The sequence below is a fragment of the Desulfonatronovibrio magnus genome (assembly GCF_000934755.1).
Lineage (GTDB): Bacteria > Desulfobacterota > Desulfovibrionia > Desulfovibrionales > Desulfonatronovibrionaceae > Desulfonatronovibrio > Desulfonatronovibrio magnus.
The window spans coordinates 94,800-111,312 of sequence record NZ_KN882178.1 but is presented as its reverse complement, the minus strand read 5'-3'; the positions used below and the strand labels follow the sequence as shown (position 1 = coordinate 111,312).

Annotated in this window: 10 protein-coding genes and 1 tRNA gene; 4 read left to right on the top strand and 7 right to left on the bottom strand. The window is 44.7% G+C overall.

The genetic code is table 11. The features are described 5' to 3' along the window. Window positions 1-24: 24 nt before the first annotated feature. The 7 genes from LZ23_RS17395 to fusA form a co-directional block, all read right to left on the bottom strand. Window positions 25-753, bottom strand: a complete 729-nt coding sequence (locus LZ23_RS17395) for a rhomboid family intramembrane serine protease (RefSeq protein ID WP_045216251.1) — start codon at window positions 751-753, stop codon at window positions 25-27. Continuing rightward, window positions 740-2,377, bottom strand: a complete 1,638-nt coding sequence (gene coaE, locus LZ23_RS17390) for a dephospho-CoA kinase (RefSeq protein WP_052507484.1) — start codon at window positions 2,375-2,377, stop codon at window positions 740-742. Before coaE ends, LZ23_RS17395 begins: the two co-directional genes overlap by 14 nt. Beyond that, window positions 2,374-4,473 carry an HRDC domain-containing protein gene (locus LZ23_RS17385; protein ID WP_045216332.1) on the bottom strand — a complete coding sequence of 700 codons (2,100 nt, stop codon included), beginning with the start codon at window positions 4,471-4,473 and terminating at the stop codon, window positions 2,374-2,376. The genes coaE and LZ23_RS17385 overlap by 4 nt, the downstream gene beginning before the upstream one ends. Before the next feature lie 78 nt (window positions 4,474-4,551). Then, window positions 4,552-6,288: an N-acetylglutaminylglutamine synthetase gene (gene ngg / locus LZ23_RS17380; protein WP_045216248.1), complete on the bottom strand. Its 1,737-nt coding sequence runs from the start codon at window positions 6,286-6,288 to the stop codon at window positions 4,552-4,554. An 18-nt stretch (window positions 6,289-6,306) separates the two neighbouring features. Next, the gene (locus LZ23_RS17375; RefSeq protein WP_045216247.1) at window positions 6,307-8,076 is read right to left on the bottom strand and encodes an N-acetylglutaminylglutamine amidotransferase; all 1,770 of its coding nucleotides are present in this window, start codon (window positions 8,074-8,076) and stop codon (window positions 6,307-6,309) included. A gap of 276 nt (window positions 8,077-8,352) precedes the next feature. Continuing rightward, the gene (locus tag LZ23_RS17370; RefSeq protein WP_045216246.1) at window positions 8,353-10,011 is read right to left on the bottom strand and encodes a ribonuclease J; all 1,659 of its coding nucleotides are present in this window, start codon (window positions 10,009-10,011) and stop codon (window positions 8,353-8,355) included. Between the two features lie 396 nt (window positions 10,012-10,407). Then, window positions 10,408-12,471 (bottom strand): elongation factor G, encoded by a 2,064-nt coding sequence (gene fusA / locus LZ23_RS17360; protein ID WP_045216243.1) that lies wholly within the window; start codon window positions 12,469-12,471, stop codon window positions 10,408-10,410. 259 nt (window positions 12,472-12,730) lie between these two features. Between fusA and LZ23_RS17355 the strand changes: the two genes are divergently transcribed. The 4 genes from LZ23_RS17355 (at window position 12,731) to tig (ending at window position 16,423) form a co-directional block, all read left to right on the top strand. After that, a complete protein-coding gene (locus tag LZ23_RS17355) occupies window positions 12,731-13,702 on the top strand; it encodes a ParB N-terminal domain-containing protein (RefSeq protein ID WP_045216241.1) in 972 nt (323 codons plus the stop codon). Window positions 13,703-13,719: 17 nt separating this feature from the next. After that, window positions 13,720-14,832 (top strand): SPL family radical SAM protein, encoded by a 1,113-nt coding sequence (locus LZ23_RS17350; protein ID WP_157493308.1) that lies wholly within the window; start codon window positions 13,720-13,722, stop codon window positions 14,830-14,832. 77 nt (window positions 14,833-14,909) lie between these two features. Next, a tRNA-Leu gene (locus tag LZ23_RS17345) sits at window positions 14,910-14,994 on the top strand. A gap of 103 nt (window positions 14,995-15,097) precedes the next feature. Continuing rightward, window positions 15,098-16,423, top strand: a complete 1,326-nt coding sequence (tig, locus tag LZ23_RS17340; protein ID WP_045216329.1) for a trigger factor — start codon at window positions 15,098-15,100, stop codon at window positions 16,421-16,423. Window positions 16,424-16,513: the final 90 nt, after the last annotated feature.

Here is a 16,513-nt window from a genome sequence, read left to right as displayed (position 1 = left end):
AATTACATGCTTTGTAATACCAGTTTACTCTAAAATAAAGTTCTTTTTTCTGCGCACCATTTCGTAACAATGATAGCACCTTTTTTTATTCTTGAAAAGAGGAAGCAGAACCATGCCAACCACAAACCCACCGGCATGCGCCCACCAGGCCACGCCTGAGCCTGCTCCGGACACATCCGACCACAACGCGGAAACAATTTGAATCATGAACCAGACTCCCAGAAAAATCACTGCGGGAATCTCGATTATGTAGGGTATAAAAATTATCGGGAAAACAGTGATGACCCGGGAATGAGGGTATAATAGCAAATAGGCCCCCATAACCCCTGCTATGGCTCCGGAAGCACCCACCACAGGTACTGGAGAGTCAAAGTTAAAAAGGATATGTGTTGTAAGTGCTCCTGCTCCACATAAAACATAAAACAGCAAAAACCTCACAGGCCCCATGACATCTTCGATATTGTCTGCAAAGATCCACATCATCCAGCTGTTGAGCAGAAAATGTAAAAAACCGCCATGGATAAACATATGAGTGACTAATGTATAATAGCCTGCGTCAGGATACCCAGCCATCATTGCCAGTTCAGGGTGAGTCAGTCTGGCAGGAACTACACCGTATAAATGAAAGAACCGGGCAAGATGAATTGTGTCTAAACCCAGGGTATAAATGAATACCAGAGCATTGACACTTATCAGTGCCCAGACCGTATAGGGCCTGAACACATTGGGGATGCTGTCCTTAAGTGGGATCATTCAAATATTCCGGTGGGTTGCGCAAATTTGCTTTCATCACATATTCAAAGCTGTGTTTAATCTTTATGATATTATGTCTTCTTAAGTACTGCAACACTCTGGTCAAGGCTTTTGCCTTACAAATCAAAGACTGTTTATCAAGCGAATTATCAATAACAAGCTGACAGGATTTGATTTTTCTAAGCTGTGGCCACTGGGCTTTATTTAAAAAAAGAAAATTTTCCGCAGTTATTTTTCTTACACTGCAAACCCGTTGCAGACGTGTTTCATCAGGACAGAAAACTCCAACTGTGATAATTGAAGGATCATCCATTCCAGCCTCAAAAAAAAGAGGTACTTCGGCCAGAGCCATCCTGCAATCTTTGTGATTTTGCCAGAATTCATCCAGTTTATGTTTCACTAATGGATGAATAAGGTGATTCAGCTCATCCAGCATGAATCTGTCATTCAAGATTGCCTTGCTCAATTTTTTCTTATTAACAGGCCCATGAGGGTAGTCAATAAAACGACTTCCAAAACGCTGCTGAATCAAATGCCAGCCATCCTGACCAGGTTCATAAAGCTCGGCTACACATTCATCCGCGCTGAAAACCGGGACACCATGTTTATTAAACAAAGCACTAACAGAACTTTTGCCCGAACCCAGGCTTCCGGTCAATACAACTTTTTGCACCCTGCTTTCCAGATTCAAACAGACCCTGGTAAAATCCTTTGAAGGAAGCTGACAAAATACTTTTCTGCTTTCATCTGAAGGATGTGGGAAGTCAATTCTACCGGAGTGCAGCAACTGCCTTTTCACAAGCTTGTCTTTGAAGATTCTGGTTTGGGAAAAGCCGGGTTTTGATGCTGAATAAAGCAAATCCCCAATAACAGGGTGGCCGACATGCGCCAGATGTACTCTGATCTGATGAGTTCTTCCGGTAAATATCCGGATCAAAAGCAACGACCATTGTAAACCCTTGCCTCTATATAAAGTATAATATCGTGTTCTGGCCTGACGTCCCTGCCGCGAAGACACTGCCATCTTTGTTTTGCTTTTTGGATCACGACACATGGGCTTATTTATCTCGCCAGTTGGGTTCTCTAAACATCCCTGGACCATGACCAGATACCACTTACCAACTATGCGATCATGAAAGGCATTGGACAGGTATTGCCGGGCCGCATCATTCAGGGCAACCAGCATAAGGCCACTGGTATCTTTATCCAGGCGATGCACAATACCCGGTCGCTCATTATCTGACAAATTCTGCAGGCAGGGATATTTTTCCAGAAGATAGTGAACAATGGTGGGGTCATTTTCTGAAGGAGCAGGATGCACACTTATTCCAGACCTTTTGTTGAGCAGAACAAGACTTTCATCCTCATAAACTATACTCAAGTGACCTTTAAGGGGGGTAAGGGTTTTATCCTGCTTCTCATAGTGTATGATCACATTTTTTCCTGCCGCAATCTTGTGAGAGGGCTTGGACACCGGCAGACCATCAACCTCAACCAGGCCTTGCCTGATCAGGTTCTGGACAGTTGATCTGGTAAGCCCTGCTGAAAAAATATGTTCGTAAACAAACCTGTCCAACCTCTGGCCTGCCTGATCTGCACCTGCAACAAAACTATAACTATTCACAATTTTTTACGGTAATCCCTGATAATATCAAGAATTTGCCGACCATACTTATCCATGGTTTTAGCACCTATCCCGCTTATGTCCCGCAAAGCAGCGGGCTTATCCGGCATGCGCGTAGCAACCTGAATCAAGGTTTTCTGATGCATTACCTGATATGGGGCAATATTTTGTTCTCTGGCTGTCTCGGTGCGCCAGGACTTTAAAATTTCAAAAAGCTCTGGATGAGATATATCCGAGTGGCTATACTGAGGTCGCGTTTTTTCAGGCTTCTTGCGGGTTATCAGACCTTCTTCAGACAGAGAACGCATGTATGCAAGAGATGAAAAACCCTGCTCACAAGTTTTAAGGCCGGCGATTTTGACTGAAACCTCACGAACAAGTTCATCAAGAACAGAGTCAATTCTCTTGGATAGCTCCCGGTTGTCTGTTTCTACAACAAGTTTCTCAAGGGGCTGGATAAGATCTTCCTGAAATCTGCCCTGAAACCAGGCTGACCCCTTATTAATGCGATCCAAAAGATGAGTATCCTCTTCAGGCAGATTATTTTTCGCAAAAAGCCCGTCCAGTTCATGCTGAAAGTTTCCACTTACCCTGAATATCTCTCCTGTGCTGGCTCTCCATCCCTGAAGATCTTCAATTCCTGCCATGGTAATTACAGATGCGTTTTCCCTGAGCAATTTTATTAGAAAGCTAATCTGGCGGGCAATTCTGGAAAAATCAAAACAGCCCTTAATCTGTTTTTGCTGAAAAGCTGTTCTGGCAACATTAAGCCTCTCAGTACTGGGAGGATTTTGAGCAATACTTTGGCTGAAATTTATGACAGTATAATCAGTTTTCAGGCTGGAAGCATTTATGGGGGTGCTGAGAACCATTCCATTTAGAGTTTTGCACCTGCTCAGAGCAACATAAACCTGGCCATGAGCAAAAGCAGCGCCTGCATCAATAATGGCCCGTTCAAATGTCAGTCCCTGACTCTTATGAATTGTAATGGCCCAGGCCAGCTTCAGGGGATATTGTTCAAACTCTCCTGTAAGTCGTCTTTCAATCTCATTGTTTGCGTTGTTAACCTCATACTTGATGTTTTCCCAGGTCATTTTCTTGACCTGAATTTCGTGACTATCTCCAGGACAGGTCACCCTGATTTCCTCTTCACTTATGTCAGTAACAATGCCGATGCGTCCGTTGAAAAATAGCTTATCCGGTCCGGGATCATTGCGGGTAAACATGACCTGTGCCCCTTTTTTCAAGGCAAGGACCTCAGGGACAGGAAATATGAATTCAGGAAAGTCACCCTCAACTCTGGCCTCAAAAAAATACTCCTTGCCCGGCAGGTTATCGAGCCTGGCCTGGTTGAGCTGATCCGCACCCCGGTTGTGAGTGGTTAAGGTAATGTAACCCTGATCTTCATTTATATCAAAATCATGGATATAGCGTTGATTAAGAATTTCAATGGCAGAGGAATCCAGACAATTGTCCCTGACTTTGTTGAGCACCTGGATAAAAACAGGATCAGACTGACGGTAAATGTTCTTCAGTTCAATACATACCATCTCAGTCAGGGCCAGAGCCTTGCTGCTGAAAAAGTACTGTGTTTCATAATAATCTGATACAAGATCCCATTCATCACGCTTAATCACCGGCGGCAATTGATGCAGATCTCCGATCATCAGAAGCTGCACGCCTCCGAATGGCTGACTGCTGCGACGATGGAAACGCAAGGACGCATCTACTGCATCCAGAAGATCTGACCTGACCATGCTTATTTCATCAATGATGAGCAGATCCAGATTTTTGATTATAGCCCGTTTTTGCTTGCTCATACGATGCATGCGCTGCGTGTCCTGAACAGACTCAGAGCTTCCGGGAATATAGGGGCCAAATGGAAGTTGAAAAAGTGAGTGCAGGGTAACTCCACCTGCATTAAGGGCAGCAACTCCAGTGGGAGCAGTAACCACGAGACGTTTGGGTGTTTTTTTCTGAAGATTGTGCAAAAAAGTTGTTTTGCCTGTTCCAGCCTTGCCGGTAAGAAAAAGGTTGCAATCAGTATAATGAACAAAATCTTCGGCAAGCTTTAATTCGCGATTTTCATGTTGCATGTACTTTAACCTCTGAAAAATACTCCATTCATGAGGGCTAAACCAGGGGCGTAGCAGAGCTAAATCGACAATGAACTCTCAACTCGCAGTCTGCGGAAAAAGAAGATCAAGATACCTTTCTGCTGTTGGCTGTGGTTCATGATTAGCCAGCCCAGGTCGCTCATTGGCTTCAATAATAACATAATCCGGTCCTTTAACGTCTGGAACAAGAAAATCCAGCCCCACAACCGGAATATTAATGGCCCTGGCAGCTTTTTGTGCAGCATCCACAAGCTCAGGATGCAAATCTGCAGTTACATCGTGGATGGTTCCCCCGGTATGCAGGTTGGCTGTTTTGCGCACTACCATTTTTTCCTCGGCTGGAAGCACTGCATCCAGGTCATATCCTGACTGGCATACACAGCGTTTTGTTTCAGAATCTAAGGGAATCCTGCTTTCCCCTCCTGTGGAAGCAGACCTGCGCCTGCTTTGTTTCTGAATGAGCTGCTTTATGGTATGCCTTCCAGTACCCACAATTTCTGCTGGACGACGCACTGCTGCTGCCACAACCTTAAAGTCAATAACAATGATGCGCAGGTCCTGACCCTGTACATAGTTTTCAATAAGCACTATATTTGAATACTTGTAAGCTTGTTTGCAGGCCTTCATCAATTCCTGACCCTCACGAATATCCACGGAAATTCCAACACCCTGCTCACCCCTGGCCGGTTTGACTACAACCGAGCCATGACGAGCCAGAAACTCCAGTTCCTTATCCTGGTCACCAGCCGCCATCTGTTCTGGAACCTTTAGACCTGCCTGATGCAGTATTCTCCTGGTCAAGGATTTATCATCACACCTGCAAAGGGCAATGGCCGTAGTCAACTCGCTTAAGGCCTCCCAACAGACGATAGAACGCCCCCCCAGAGTCAGCTCAAAATGTCCAGTCTCTTCATCCAGAATATTTACACTGATGCCTCTGCGCTTGGCCTCCTTAATGACTATCATGGCGTAAGGGTTAAGTTTGGCGCATTCTGGCGAACTGGTGAAAAGTGGCTCATTGATGGGATTTTTACGCTTAATGCAAAATACAGGAACTCTTTGAAAACCTATTTTTTCATACAGGGAAATAGCCTGTTTGTTGTTATGCATCACTGACAGATCTAAATATGACCTGCCCTTGGCCATGAAATTTTCCGCCAGGTGTCTCACCAGGCCCTCTCCAACACCAGGATGAGGCGCCTGGGGGTCAACTGCGAGACACCACAGGCTGGATCCGTTTTCCGGATCATTGAATACTGCCTTGTGGTCTACTCCGGTCACAGTGCCGATTATCTGTTTCTGCTCAGCATCTTCAGCAATAAGAATCACTAACTTTCTGGAATTACGGTTTTCCCACAAAAACTCGTCATCCGATTTTACCATCCCCCAGGTAGAGTAGATTTTATTTATTTGCTTGCAGTCATTGCGAAAGCTGATCCTGCGAATTACGAATCTTTTGGGCAATGCCTTACCTGTAAGATAGTTATCCAGCCATAACCTGTAGGTATGGGAAGGATCCATGAATAGATCCTGGGGAGCCAGAGATAATACCACATGAGGATCTCTGAGATAAAAGGCAATGTCCCTGCGCCCCGGACCTTCACTCAGTAAAATATCCACCAGCTTTTGCTGATTTTTAAATGTCTGGCCAAAGAGTAAACGCCCCCAACCACAGTCAAGGACTACATCTTCTTCCATTTTTATCTGGGGAGTAAGATTCTTACTCTCCCAGCTTCTAAGTGAAGGTACATTGCTCCTGTCAAAACGATGATCTTTTTTGTATTTTGTTGCCATAACCAATCTCTAAAGCTTTTAAATAAAGTTTTGCAGCCAAAGTTCCAACAAGGCAACCTGCCACAATCTGGAGGAACCCAAGGGGGTAATATTGTCAGCAGGACTATCCAGTAAACCATCAATATAATCCTGCTGGAAAATCTTTCTGTTTTTTGACCTGGGATCAGACAGGACCTCCTTGACAAAAGCAAGATATTCTCCCTGGATGTATTTAAGAGCAGGTACAGGAAAGTATCCTTTGGGCCTGTCAATCACATCTGCTGGGATCACTTTCCTGGAAGCTTCCTTCAAAACATATTTGCCTCCGTTTCCAACCTTATATTCAGGAGGAATGCGTGCGGCCAGCTCCACCACTTCATGGTCCAGAAAAGGCACTCTTGCTTCAAGGCCCCAGGCCATGGTCATATTATCAACTCTTTTCACAGGATCATCAACAAGCATGACCAGGGAATCAAGTCGCATTGCCTTGTCTATGGGTCTATCAGCACCAGGCTTTGCAAAATGCTCCCGCACGAACTGGCTGCTGAAGTCTTCAGAAACAAGCTCCGGGTTTACAGCCACAGCAAACCCGGCATGATCACTGTCGAAAAACACCCGTGAGTAATCAGCCAGAGCATTCCGGCTTTCCATCAATGGAGGATACCAATGATAACCTCCGAATATTTCATCTGCTCCCTGCCCGCTTTGTACTACCTTGACATGTTTGGAAACTTCTCTCGACAACAGGTAAAAACCAATATTATCGTGACTGACCATGGGCTCGGACATGGCTTTTACACAGTCTCTTATGGTGCTGAGAGTTTCTTCCGAGCCAATCCTGATCTGATGATGATCAGTGCTGAAGTGTCTTGCTATGACATCAGAATATTTGAACTCATCACCATCCTCTCCGCCAACACTTTCAAAACCTATGGAAAATGTCTTCAGATCACTGACTCCGGCTTCTGCCAGCAAACCTACCACCAGGCTTGAGTCAATTCCGCCGGATAAAAGAACCCCCACCGGCACATCAGCCACCATTCTGCGGTCAACCGCCTTTCGCATGGCACCCATGAGCAGTTCCTGCCATTCTTCAAAAGATCTGCCCTGATCTTCCGGCAACTGAGGATAATCCGGGGACCAGTAGTTGATCTCCTTAGACGTTCCATCAGGGTCAATCATCATCAATGTCGCAGGACTGAGCTTGCGAATACTTTTCAGCATTGTGTAAGGTGCCGGTACAACCGCATGAAAAGACATATAATGGTGCAGGGCAACTGGATCAATCTCCCTGCTCACACGACCTGTTGCCAGAATGGCCGGAAGTGACGAGGCAAAAATGAGCCCGCCATCAACGCGGGCATAATAGAATGGTTTAATACCCAGCCTGTCCCTGCCGAAAATGACTTTACCTGAATCACGCTCAACAATGGCAAAGGCAAACATGCCGGCAAACCTGTCCACACACTCAGGCCCCCAACAGTGATAGGCCTTGAGAAGAACTTCTGTATCACCATTAGAAAAGAACCTGTATCCATGCCCAACCAACTCTTCTCTTATTTCTTGGTAATTGTATATCATTCCATTGAAAACACAGGAGTAACCCAGCTCAGAATCAACCATGGGCTGCCCTGACTTTTCACTTAAATCGACTATTTTCAATCTTCTATGCCCGAAACAGTGCCTGTCCCGCAGAATTAGACCTGATCCATCAGGACCTCTGGGAACCATTGTTTCGGACATCTTGTAAACACTGTCAGGATTGATCTGCTGACCATCAAACCTGATTTCACCGCAAATACCACACATAAATATATCCTCCTTTTATGCTTGGGGGATTAATAAAATGCTAACGCAGGATACTCCCGCAACCCAAGTAGCAAGAAAAGAATGCTGAACCATAACTGGGACAGTCCCCGGTAACAGGAGTCAGTGGTCAGGGGTCAGGGGTCAGAGATCCCAATGCCGGGCGACCATCCCCGATTTTATCTGAAATTTTTCTTGTTTTTTATTACAGTAATTTATGGGTAAGTCACTAATATCATTATTTTGTATCAAAAAGCTGCAGTGATAGAAAAATATTGATCACACTTTGATGATCAGGGGAATGACAATGGGATCCCTGTCCAGTATTTTACGAAAAAACCTGCGCAGGGTTGATCTGGCCTTTTCTTCAAGCTTTTTGCTTGCTCCCGGCGGTATATCCTCAAAAACATCCAGAACCAGACATTTGGCGTCCTCCAGGACATGATCATAATGCTGCTCAAAAATAAATCCTCTGGAAAGAATCCTGGGACCAATGAGCAAATCCCCTGTTTCTTCACTTATGACCATGACAACTATAACCAGGCCTTCACCCCCAAGGATATGGCGCTCCTTGAGCACTGTATAACCTACATCACCAACGCCTTTGCCATCTACCAGAATGGACTGTACTGGAATGCTCTCTTCAAACTTCAGCCCCCTGGCACTGAAGGTAAGAGGATTGCCATTCTCAAGAACAATACTTCTTTCAGGAGCAACCCCGCATTCCTGGGCAAGCTTGGCGTGCTTGAAAAGGTGTCTGTACTCTCCATGAACTGGAACAAAAAACCTGGGCGAGACAGCTTTGAGCATGGCCTTGAGCTCTTCACGATGAGCATGTCCGGAAGCATGAATAGCTCTAACCTTCTCATAAATCACTTCCGCTCCAAGGCGGTAAAGATTGTTAATCACCTTGGTGATGGCCTTGGTATTTCCGGGAATAATCCTGGAAGACATTAAAACCAGGTCTCCTTTTTTAACCTTAAGCTGTTTATGTTCACCCAGGGCCAGTCTGGTCAATGCAGATAGCGGCTCTCCCTGTGAACCAGTAAGCAGCATCACAATTTCCGAGTCTTTGTACAGAGAAATATCTTCAAGGGGACAGTACGTATCATCATCCACGCGCAAAAAGCCTTCTTCCATGGCCATTTCAATATTTCTGGCCAGACTTCTTCCACTTATGGTTACCTTTCTCCCAAATTCTTTTGCAAGATCAAAAAACTCCTGCATCCTTTGGATATGACTGGAAAAAAGTGTTACCAGAATTCTGCCCTGGGCTTCTTCAAAAAAAACCCGCAAGGAAGACATAATTTCCCTTTCAGTAAGTGCATAACCATCTCGCTCAACATTAGTAGAGTCTGACATGAGAAGCAGAACACCGGGTTCGGAAAACCTGGCAAAAGCATCCATATCAGTAAAATGTCCATCAAGAGGTTCCTGATCAATCTTGAAGTCACCCGAGTGCACTATCCTGCCTGCAGGGGTTTCAATACCCAGACCAAAACCTTCGATGACGGAATGACAAACAGGGAAAAAGTTAAATGTAAAGTCACCAATCTTAAGCCTTTGATTATCAGTGACTACATTCATCTCAATATAGTCTATGAGATTAAATTCGGTGAGTTTGTTTGTGACCAGCTGCAACGTGAAACGTGAGCCGAAGATAGGAGCATCAACGTAGGGCATGAGCCAGGGCAGGGCTCCGATATGATCCTCATGCCCGTGGGTGAGAACAATACCTTTAAGTTTGTGTTTATTCTTTATTACATAGTCAAATCTTGGAATCACTACATCTACACCCAGCAACGAGTCTTCAGGAAACATCAGACCACAGTCAATCATGACCATGGAGTCATTTGTTTCCAGAAGAATGCAGTTTTTTCCAATCTGTCCCAGGCCGCCGAGAGGGGTCAGCCTGACAAAATTTTCGTCTAAATCCATATACATCTCCTGAATTAAGCAGAAGATGCCCAGAACCCGGTATGCCTGACCGAAAACGTATCTCCGGCAGTCAGAAAAAACCAGGCTTCATCCATAAAAACAATCAGTTTTCTATTAAAGGCCCAGAATAGCTAACAGGCATGAAGCGGCGATCAAGGCGCATCTTCCAATATTATTATATATCCCGCAGATTTATCCTCATGATAAATCTTTTTTTTCTCATATCAGACCAGTCAGTCCAGCGATGCATTGATCCTGAACTTTACCATCAGCATGAAGACTGGTTTTTCCGACATCCACCCAATATAAACACAGTGGACGCCGGATTGCCTGTCCCCTGCCTTATCAAAGAAATGGCCGGGGCGTGGCTATACGCAGGCCCCGGCCAAAGCCAAACTATCCTTCTTCAGCTGACTTGTTTTCAGCTATAACTTTTTCCGCTATAGGAGCTGGACATTCCTCGTAATGATCGAACTCCATGGTGAAAGTTCCCTGTCCGCCCGTCATGGATCTTAAATCCTGAGCATATTCTAATACCTCAGACATGGGAACGTGGGCCCGCACTTCAGTAATTCCCTTATCAGAATCAGAACCCAGCACCTTACCTCGCTTGCTGGACAAATCCCCTATCACATCGCCCATATATTCGTCAGGAACAAATACCTGGACCATGACTATGGGCTCCAGAAGAACAGGCTTGCACTGCTCAACAGCCTTTTTAAAGGCCATGGAGCCAGCCACCTTAAAGGCCATTTCAGAAGAATCAACACTGTGATAAGAGCCGTCATAAAGAGTTATCTTAAAGTCCACTACTGGATAACCGGCTATTACTCCCTTGGCGGCAGTCTCCTGGATGCCCTTGTCCACAGCTGGTATATACTGTCTCGGAATGGATCCCCCTACTATGGCGTCTTCAAATTCATAGCCCTCACCGCGTGATCTTGGCTCAAGCCTTATCCAGCAATCTCCGAACTGTCCCCGTCCTCCAGTCTGTTTTTTATAGCGCCCCTGCACTTCTGCTTTTCCTTTGATGGTCTCACGATAGGGGATCTTGGGTGTTTTAAGGACAATGTTTGCCTTATATCTTCTCCTGGCCTTTTCCACAGCTGTTTCTATATGCAGTTGTCCCATGCCGGACAAAAGCATATCCCCAGTTTCTTCATTTCTGGCCAGAGTTAAATTGACGTCTTCATCCAGCAGTCTCTGGACAGCAGAAAAGACCTTGTCTTCTTCCCCTTTTTCTGCTGCTGCAAGAGCGTAAGACAGAATGCATGGAGGAAGATCTTCCTTTTGCAGGATAAATTTATCACCATCCTTGCACAAGGTATCCCCGGTTTCGGTCTTTTTAAGCTTGGGCGCAGCTATTATTGCTCCAGGACCCAGTTCATCCTTGACAGCATTCTGTTTTTTGCCTTCTAAGTAGAGCAGTTGGCCCAGTTTTTCTTTTTCATCCTTCAAAGGATTAAAAACAGTCATATCAGGTGCAATTTTGCCTGACATAACCCTCATCACGCTTAAATGACCGGCAAAAGGATCCGTAATTGTCTTAAACACAAAGGAAGAAAGATTTTCATCAGGATGAGATTTTCTCGTGCTGCCATCTGTTCCCTCCCATTCAGGACGCTCCAATGGAGACGGCAGAAGCTGCTGGATCGCATCGAGCAGCTTGGTGCCACCTTTATTTTCAAGTGCCGCACCAACAGATATGGGGCAAATCTCCCCTGAAAGAACTCCTGCCTTAAGCCCTTGATACATTTCCTCAGAAGTAAGGCTTCCCTCTTCGAGATATTTTTCCATCAGCACTTCATCACTTTCGGCAATATTTTCAATGGCGGCCTCTCTCAACTCCTCAACAGTATCCGCCATATCATCAGGTATGTCTCCCGGAGTCAATTTGCCGTCTTCAGCAAAAAAATACGCCTTGTTGTCCAGAACATCAACCAGACCTTTGAATGCGGATTCGGCTCCCACAGGCAGATAAAGGGGCACAGGCTTTACACCTAAAATATTGATCAGACTCTGATAGGCCATATCAAAATCAGCTCTTTCCCTGTCCATTTTATTGATGAAAAAAATTGCGGGCAGGCCGGCTTTTCTGGTTTCTGACCATATTTTTTTGGTCAGAGGTTTTGCACCGTCAATGGCATCCACCACAAAAACAACTCCATCCACAGCCTTCAAAAGATAGCTGATGTCACCTATAAAGTTGTTGTCACCAGGAATATCAACAATGAAATGTTGATTTTTCTCAAAGGAAAAAGTTGAGAATCCAGGCTGAACACTGCCTCTTCTTTTGATTTCCTCAGGCTCAAAATCAAGACTGGTTGTTCCTTCTTCTATTTTGCCCAGCCTTTGGATGGCTTTGCAGTTGTACTGAATCATTTCAGCCACGGAAGTTTTGCCTGCTCCTCCATGTCCAACCAAGGCATAGGTTCTTTGCTTTTCCAACTTATCCAGCATTAATTTAGCCCCCTTTTGAGATTATATATGTTAAATGATTCGCAATAGCTCTGAAATCTGTGCGCTACTTTTCTGGTTTCAGCTTATATTAAGTGTAGCTGCAGTGGTAATTTCCTCACTGAATTATACCTTTACGCGCTGAATATTTTCTATTGAAAGATGAATCAAGAGATGTCAAGTTGTGCTTCAGTCCATTTCATTTTTTAAAATGAGTTGCAACTGACAGTTTGGCTTAACTTTCAAGACTCATGACACAACTATGATCTCCAACATAAATATTGAGTTAATTCCTCCGGATCTCATCTACCACGGTGATCCATGTATTCTGTGGCCTGAAGAACCTGACCACCGATTCATTCAAAATTTGAAATCCATCGGCCAGATCCAGCCCGCAGTAGTGGTCAGGGAAAATGAAAAACTGCAGCTTGTGGCCGGCTACAAACGCTGCAAGGCATTTTTGAAACTCCAGAAAAAAATTGCCTGCTCAATTTTGCCTGCACTTGATCCCCCGTTAAAAGGCCTTGTCTACCTGTCTTCCAATATTGGCCGGACCTTAAGCGAAGCCTCAATATTATCTGCTCTGCGCTATTTTTCGTCCATAGATGCACTATCTGATGCGGTCTGGACAAACCTTGATATTACACCCGGCTCCAAATCTCAAGGATTATGGCTCAACTGGATCAAACTTTCCAGAAAATGGGATATACTCTTGGCAAAACGCAGCATAACACTGGAGTGTGCTCCCCTGCTGATCAAGCTTCCCAGCCTTGACCTTGATGCTGTTTATCCATTTTTTTCTGACCTGGGCTGGTCCAGAAACAACAGCCTGAAATTTTTAACCTGGCTCTTAGAGCGCTCTGTAATGGATAACTGCAGTGTGCGGGATCAAATATTTAAATCTGGCCTGAACAGACATCTTGAAACCAGTTTGTCACCTGCAGATAAAATCAAATCCATTATGCGGGATCTTTTCAGAGTCAGGTATCCTCTGCTGGCAAATCTCAAACAGGAAACCGACAAAAGATTGCACCAAGCCAGTGTCAACACCTTGTGGAAGATAGAGCACAAAGACGAGTTTGAATCCCGGGATATTGTAGTAAATGCAACTGTTTCCAACATAAAAAAACTTGAACTGGCCCTGGTTCAACTGCAGAAAATTACCCAGTCAGATTTTATGAAAGACTGGCCGGTGGCTGATACTGCTGAACAGAAAAATGCCTCGGAAAAGTAACTCTCACCCGGCAGGGTATGCGTAAAGTGATTTTAGACTCCTTTAATTCCCTCAATCACATGAGCCTGCCAGACCAGGTCTTTGTAGATGCCGAGGTAGCTTCCACCCCTTTAACCACAAGGGTACTGGACAAACTGCCTGATGTGCCTGTCAAGTTTCTGAATGATAATCAGGAAATAATTTCTGAGAACATTTCCGCAGACAGAACTATTCTATATCTAAAAAATTACAGAGGAAAATTTCTACGACCCTGCCCGGCCACTAAAATTTATCGATGCTGTGCATATCAGATTATCCATATTGGCGAGAACTGTCCTCTTAATTGCTCCTATTGCATTTTGCAGGCTTACTTTCAGGACAGAATACTGAAAGTGTGGGCCAATCAGGACCATCTTTGGTCTGAACTGGATCAGGCCTTCAGCCGGCCTAAGCAACGTTTCAGGGTTGGCACCGGGGAATTTACCGACTCCCTGGCCTTAGAGCATTTGACAGAATACTCAGCTGATTTGATCAGGTTTATTAATGATTATCCCAATGTTCGACTTGAACTGAAATCCAAGGTCATTAACCTGTCCTGGATGGACCAGGCCCACATGCCTGAAAAAATCCTGCCGGCATGGTCTGTCAACAGTCCTGACATAATTGCTGCGGAAGAAAAAGGCGCCTCATCCCTGGAGGAACGTCTAATTGCGGCCCGCACATGCGCTGACCAGGGTTTCCGTGTATGCCTTCATTTTGACCCGATTATTCATTATCCTGGCTGGGAAAGGGGCTACGCCCGCACAATTGAAATGATCTTTGATCATTTGCAGGCAAAGCAAATTGCTTATGTAAGCCTTGGATCTTTCAGGTTCATGCCCTGGCTCAAAAAAATCATTGCCGTCAACCATCCCAGTTCCAGCTATATATATAATGAATACATAACTGGAATGGATGGCAAAACAAGGCTTCTGCTGCCCCTTAGAATTGCCCAGTTCCGATTTATTGCCCAGGGACTGAAGCAGGGCGGAATGTCAGACCAGATATATTTCTGCATGGAATCAGACAATGTCTGGAAAAGTGTTTTAGGATATACCCCGGATCGTTACGGCGGACTTGGCAGACACCTGATGAAGCTCAGCTTCCAGTAACATTAACCCTCAGCAAATACCAATTTTTATTTGACTTACAATGCGTTAACAGATAGATTATCAAGTTTAGCTGATGAGCGAGAGTGGCGGAATTGGCAGACGCACTGGACTTAGGATCCAGCGGTTTTATCCGTGGGGGTTCGACTCCCCCCTCTCGCACCAGATCTGCCTTCCAGCCCGGAAGTCCTTTCAAACATGCAACAACTCAGGCCCTGCCTGCAAAACAACTAAACACGAAATAAATTTCAAGGGAGGATCCAATTTTATGGATTACACTGTGCATGATATTTCCCCTGTTCAAAAGGAAGTCAAGATAAAAGTCCCTGCCGAAGAGGTCAATGCGTCCATTACAGCTACAACAGCATTAATGCGTAATGAAGTTGATATTAAGGGTTTTAGAAAAGGCAAAGTTCCCTCCTCAGTCATTGAAAGCAGATTCAAAAAAAAGATTTATGGTGAAGCAGCCCAGGAACTTATTAACCTGCACATCAATCAGATTATGTCTGAGATCAAAGTACAACCTTTGTCACGTATTGATCTGAATGCGGATGAAATGGTCCGCGATGAGGATTTTGAATATTCCATCAGTTTTGAGGTGGCTCCGGAATTTGATCTTCCCGAATACAAGGGTTTAACCATAGAAGAAGAAGATATTGATTTCAACCAGGATCAGGTTGACAAGGTTATTGACCGTATCAGAAACAACCTGGCAGAACTGGAACTTGTTGAGGAAGACCGTAACCCTGAAGATGGAGAGGTAGTGGTTATTGATTTTCAGGCTTCCCAAGGTGGAGTTCCTGTAGAGGGAGTTAAAGCGGAAAACTTTCAGCTAACTCTTGGTGAAGGCAATGCCCTTGAATCCTTCGAAGAAATCGTCAAGGGACTTACTCCCGGCCAGACTGGAGAAAAAGAAGTAACTCTACCTGATGACTTCCTGAACCCTGTACTGGCAGGGCAGACAGTAGATATGAAAGTCACATTAAAGTCCATAAAGCTTAAAAAACTGCCGGAACTTGACGATGAACTTGCCCGGAAAGCAGGTGGCTTTGAAAGTTTCGATCAACTCAAAAAGGTAATTGAAGATTCCTATAAGCTTTCCCAGAAAAACCTCAAGAAAAGCGATGCCTTAAAAAAAGCCGTTGATAAACTCAAGGACTCAGTACAGTTTGAGCTTCCCCCATCCATGGTTTCCAATACCATAGAAAACAAAATTGCCGAACTTAAGGACAAACTGGAAAGACAGGGCAAAAACTTCGAATCTTTGGGAAAAACCAGGGAAGACCTTGAAAAAGAGTTCCAGCAGGACGCTGAAGACCTCATCAAATCCCAATTATTTCTCCTTGCCATTGCCAAGGCAGAAGAGATCACTGTCAACGAACAGGAAGTTGACGAATTTATTCGAGGTCAGGCCCGGTCCAAAAATCTCGACTTTCAACAACTCAAGTCATACTACGAAAGCAACAACCTGATGTTTGCCATCAGGGACAGCTTGATAGCTGACAAAGCCAGCGAACATATATATAAAAATGCTGAAGTGAAGATTATTCCACCTTCAATGCAGGCATCAAGTGATGAAAAGGCTGATGCATAATCAAGCGCAAAATTCTAAACGGGCTTTTATCTGCATAATAAGCAGGCTGAAGACTCAATGCTTAAGGACTGAATAAACTCGCAGCATGGC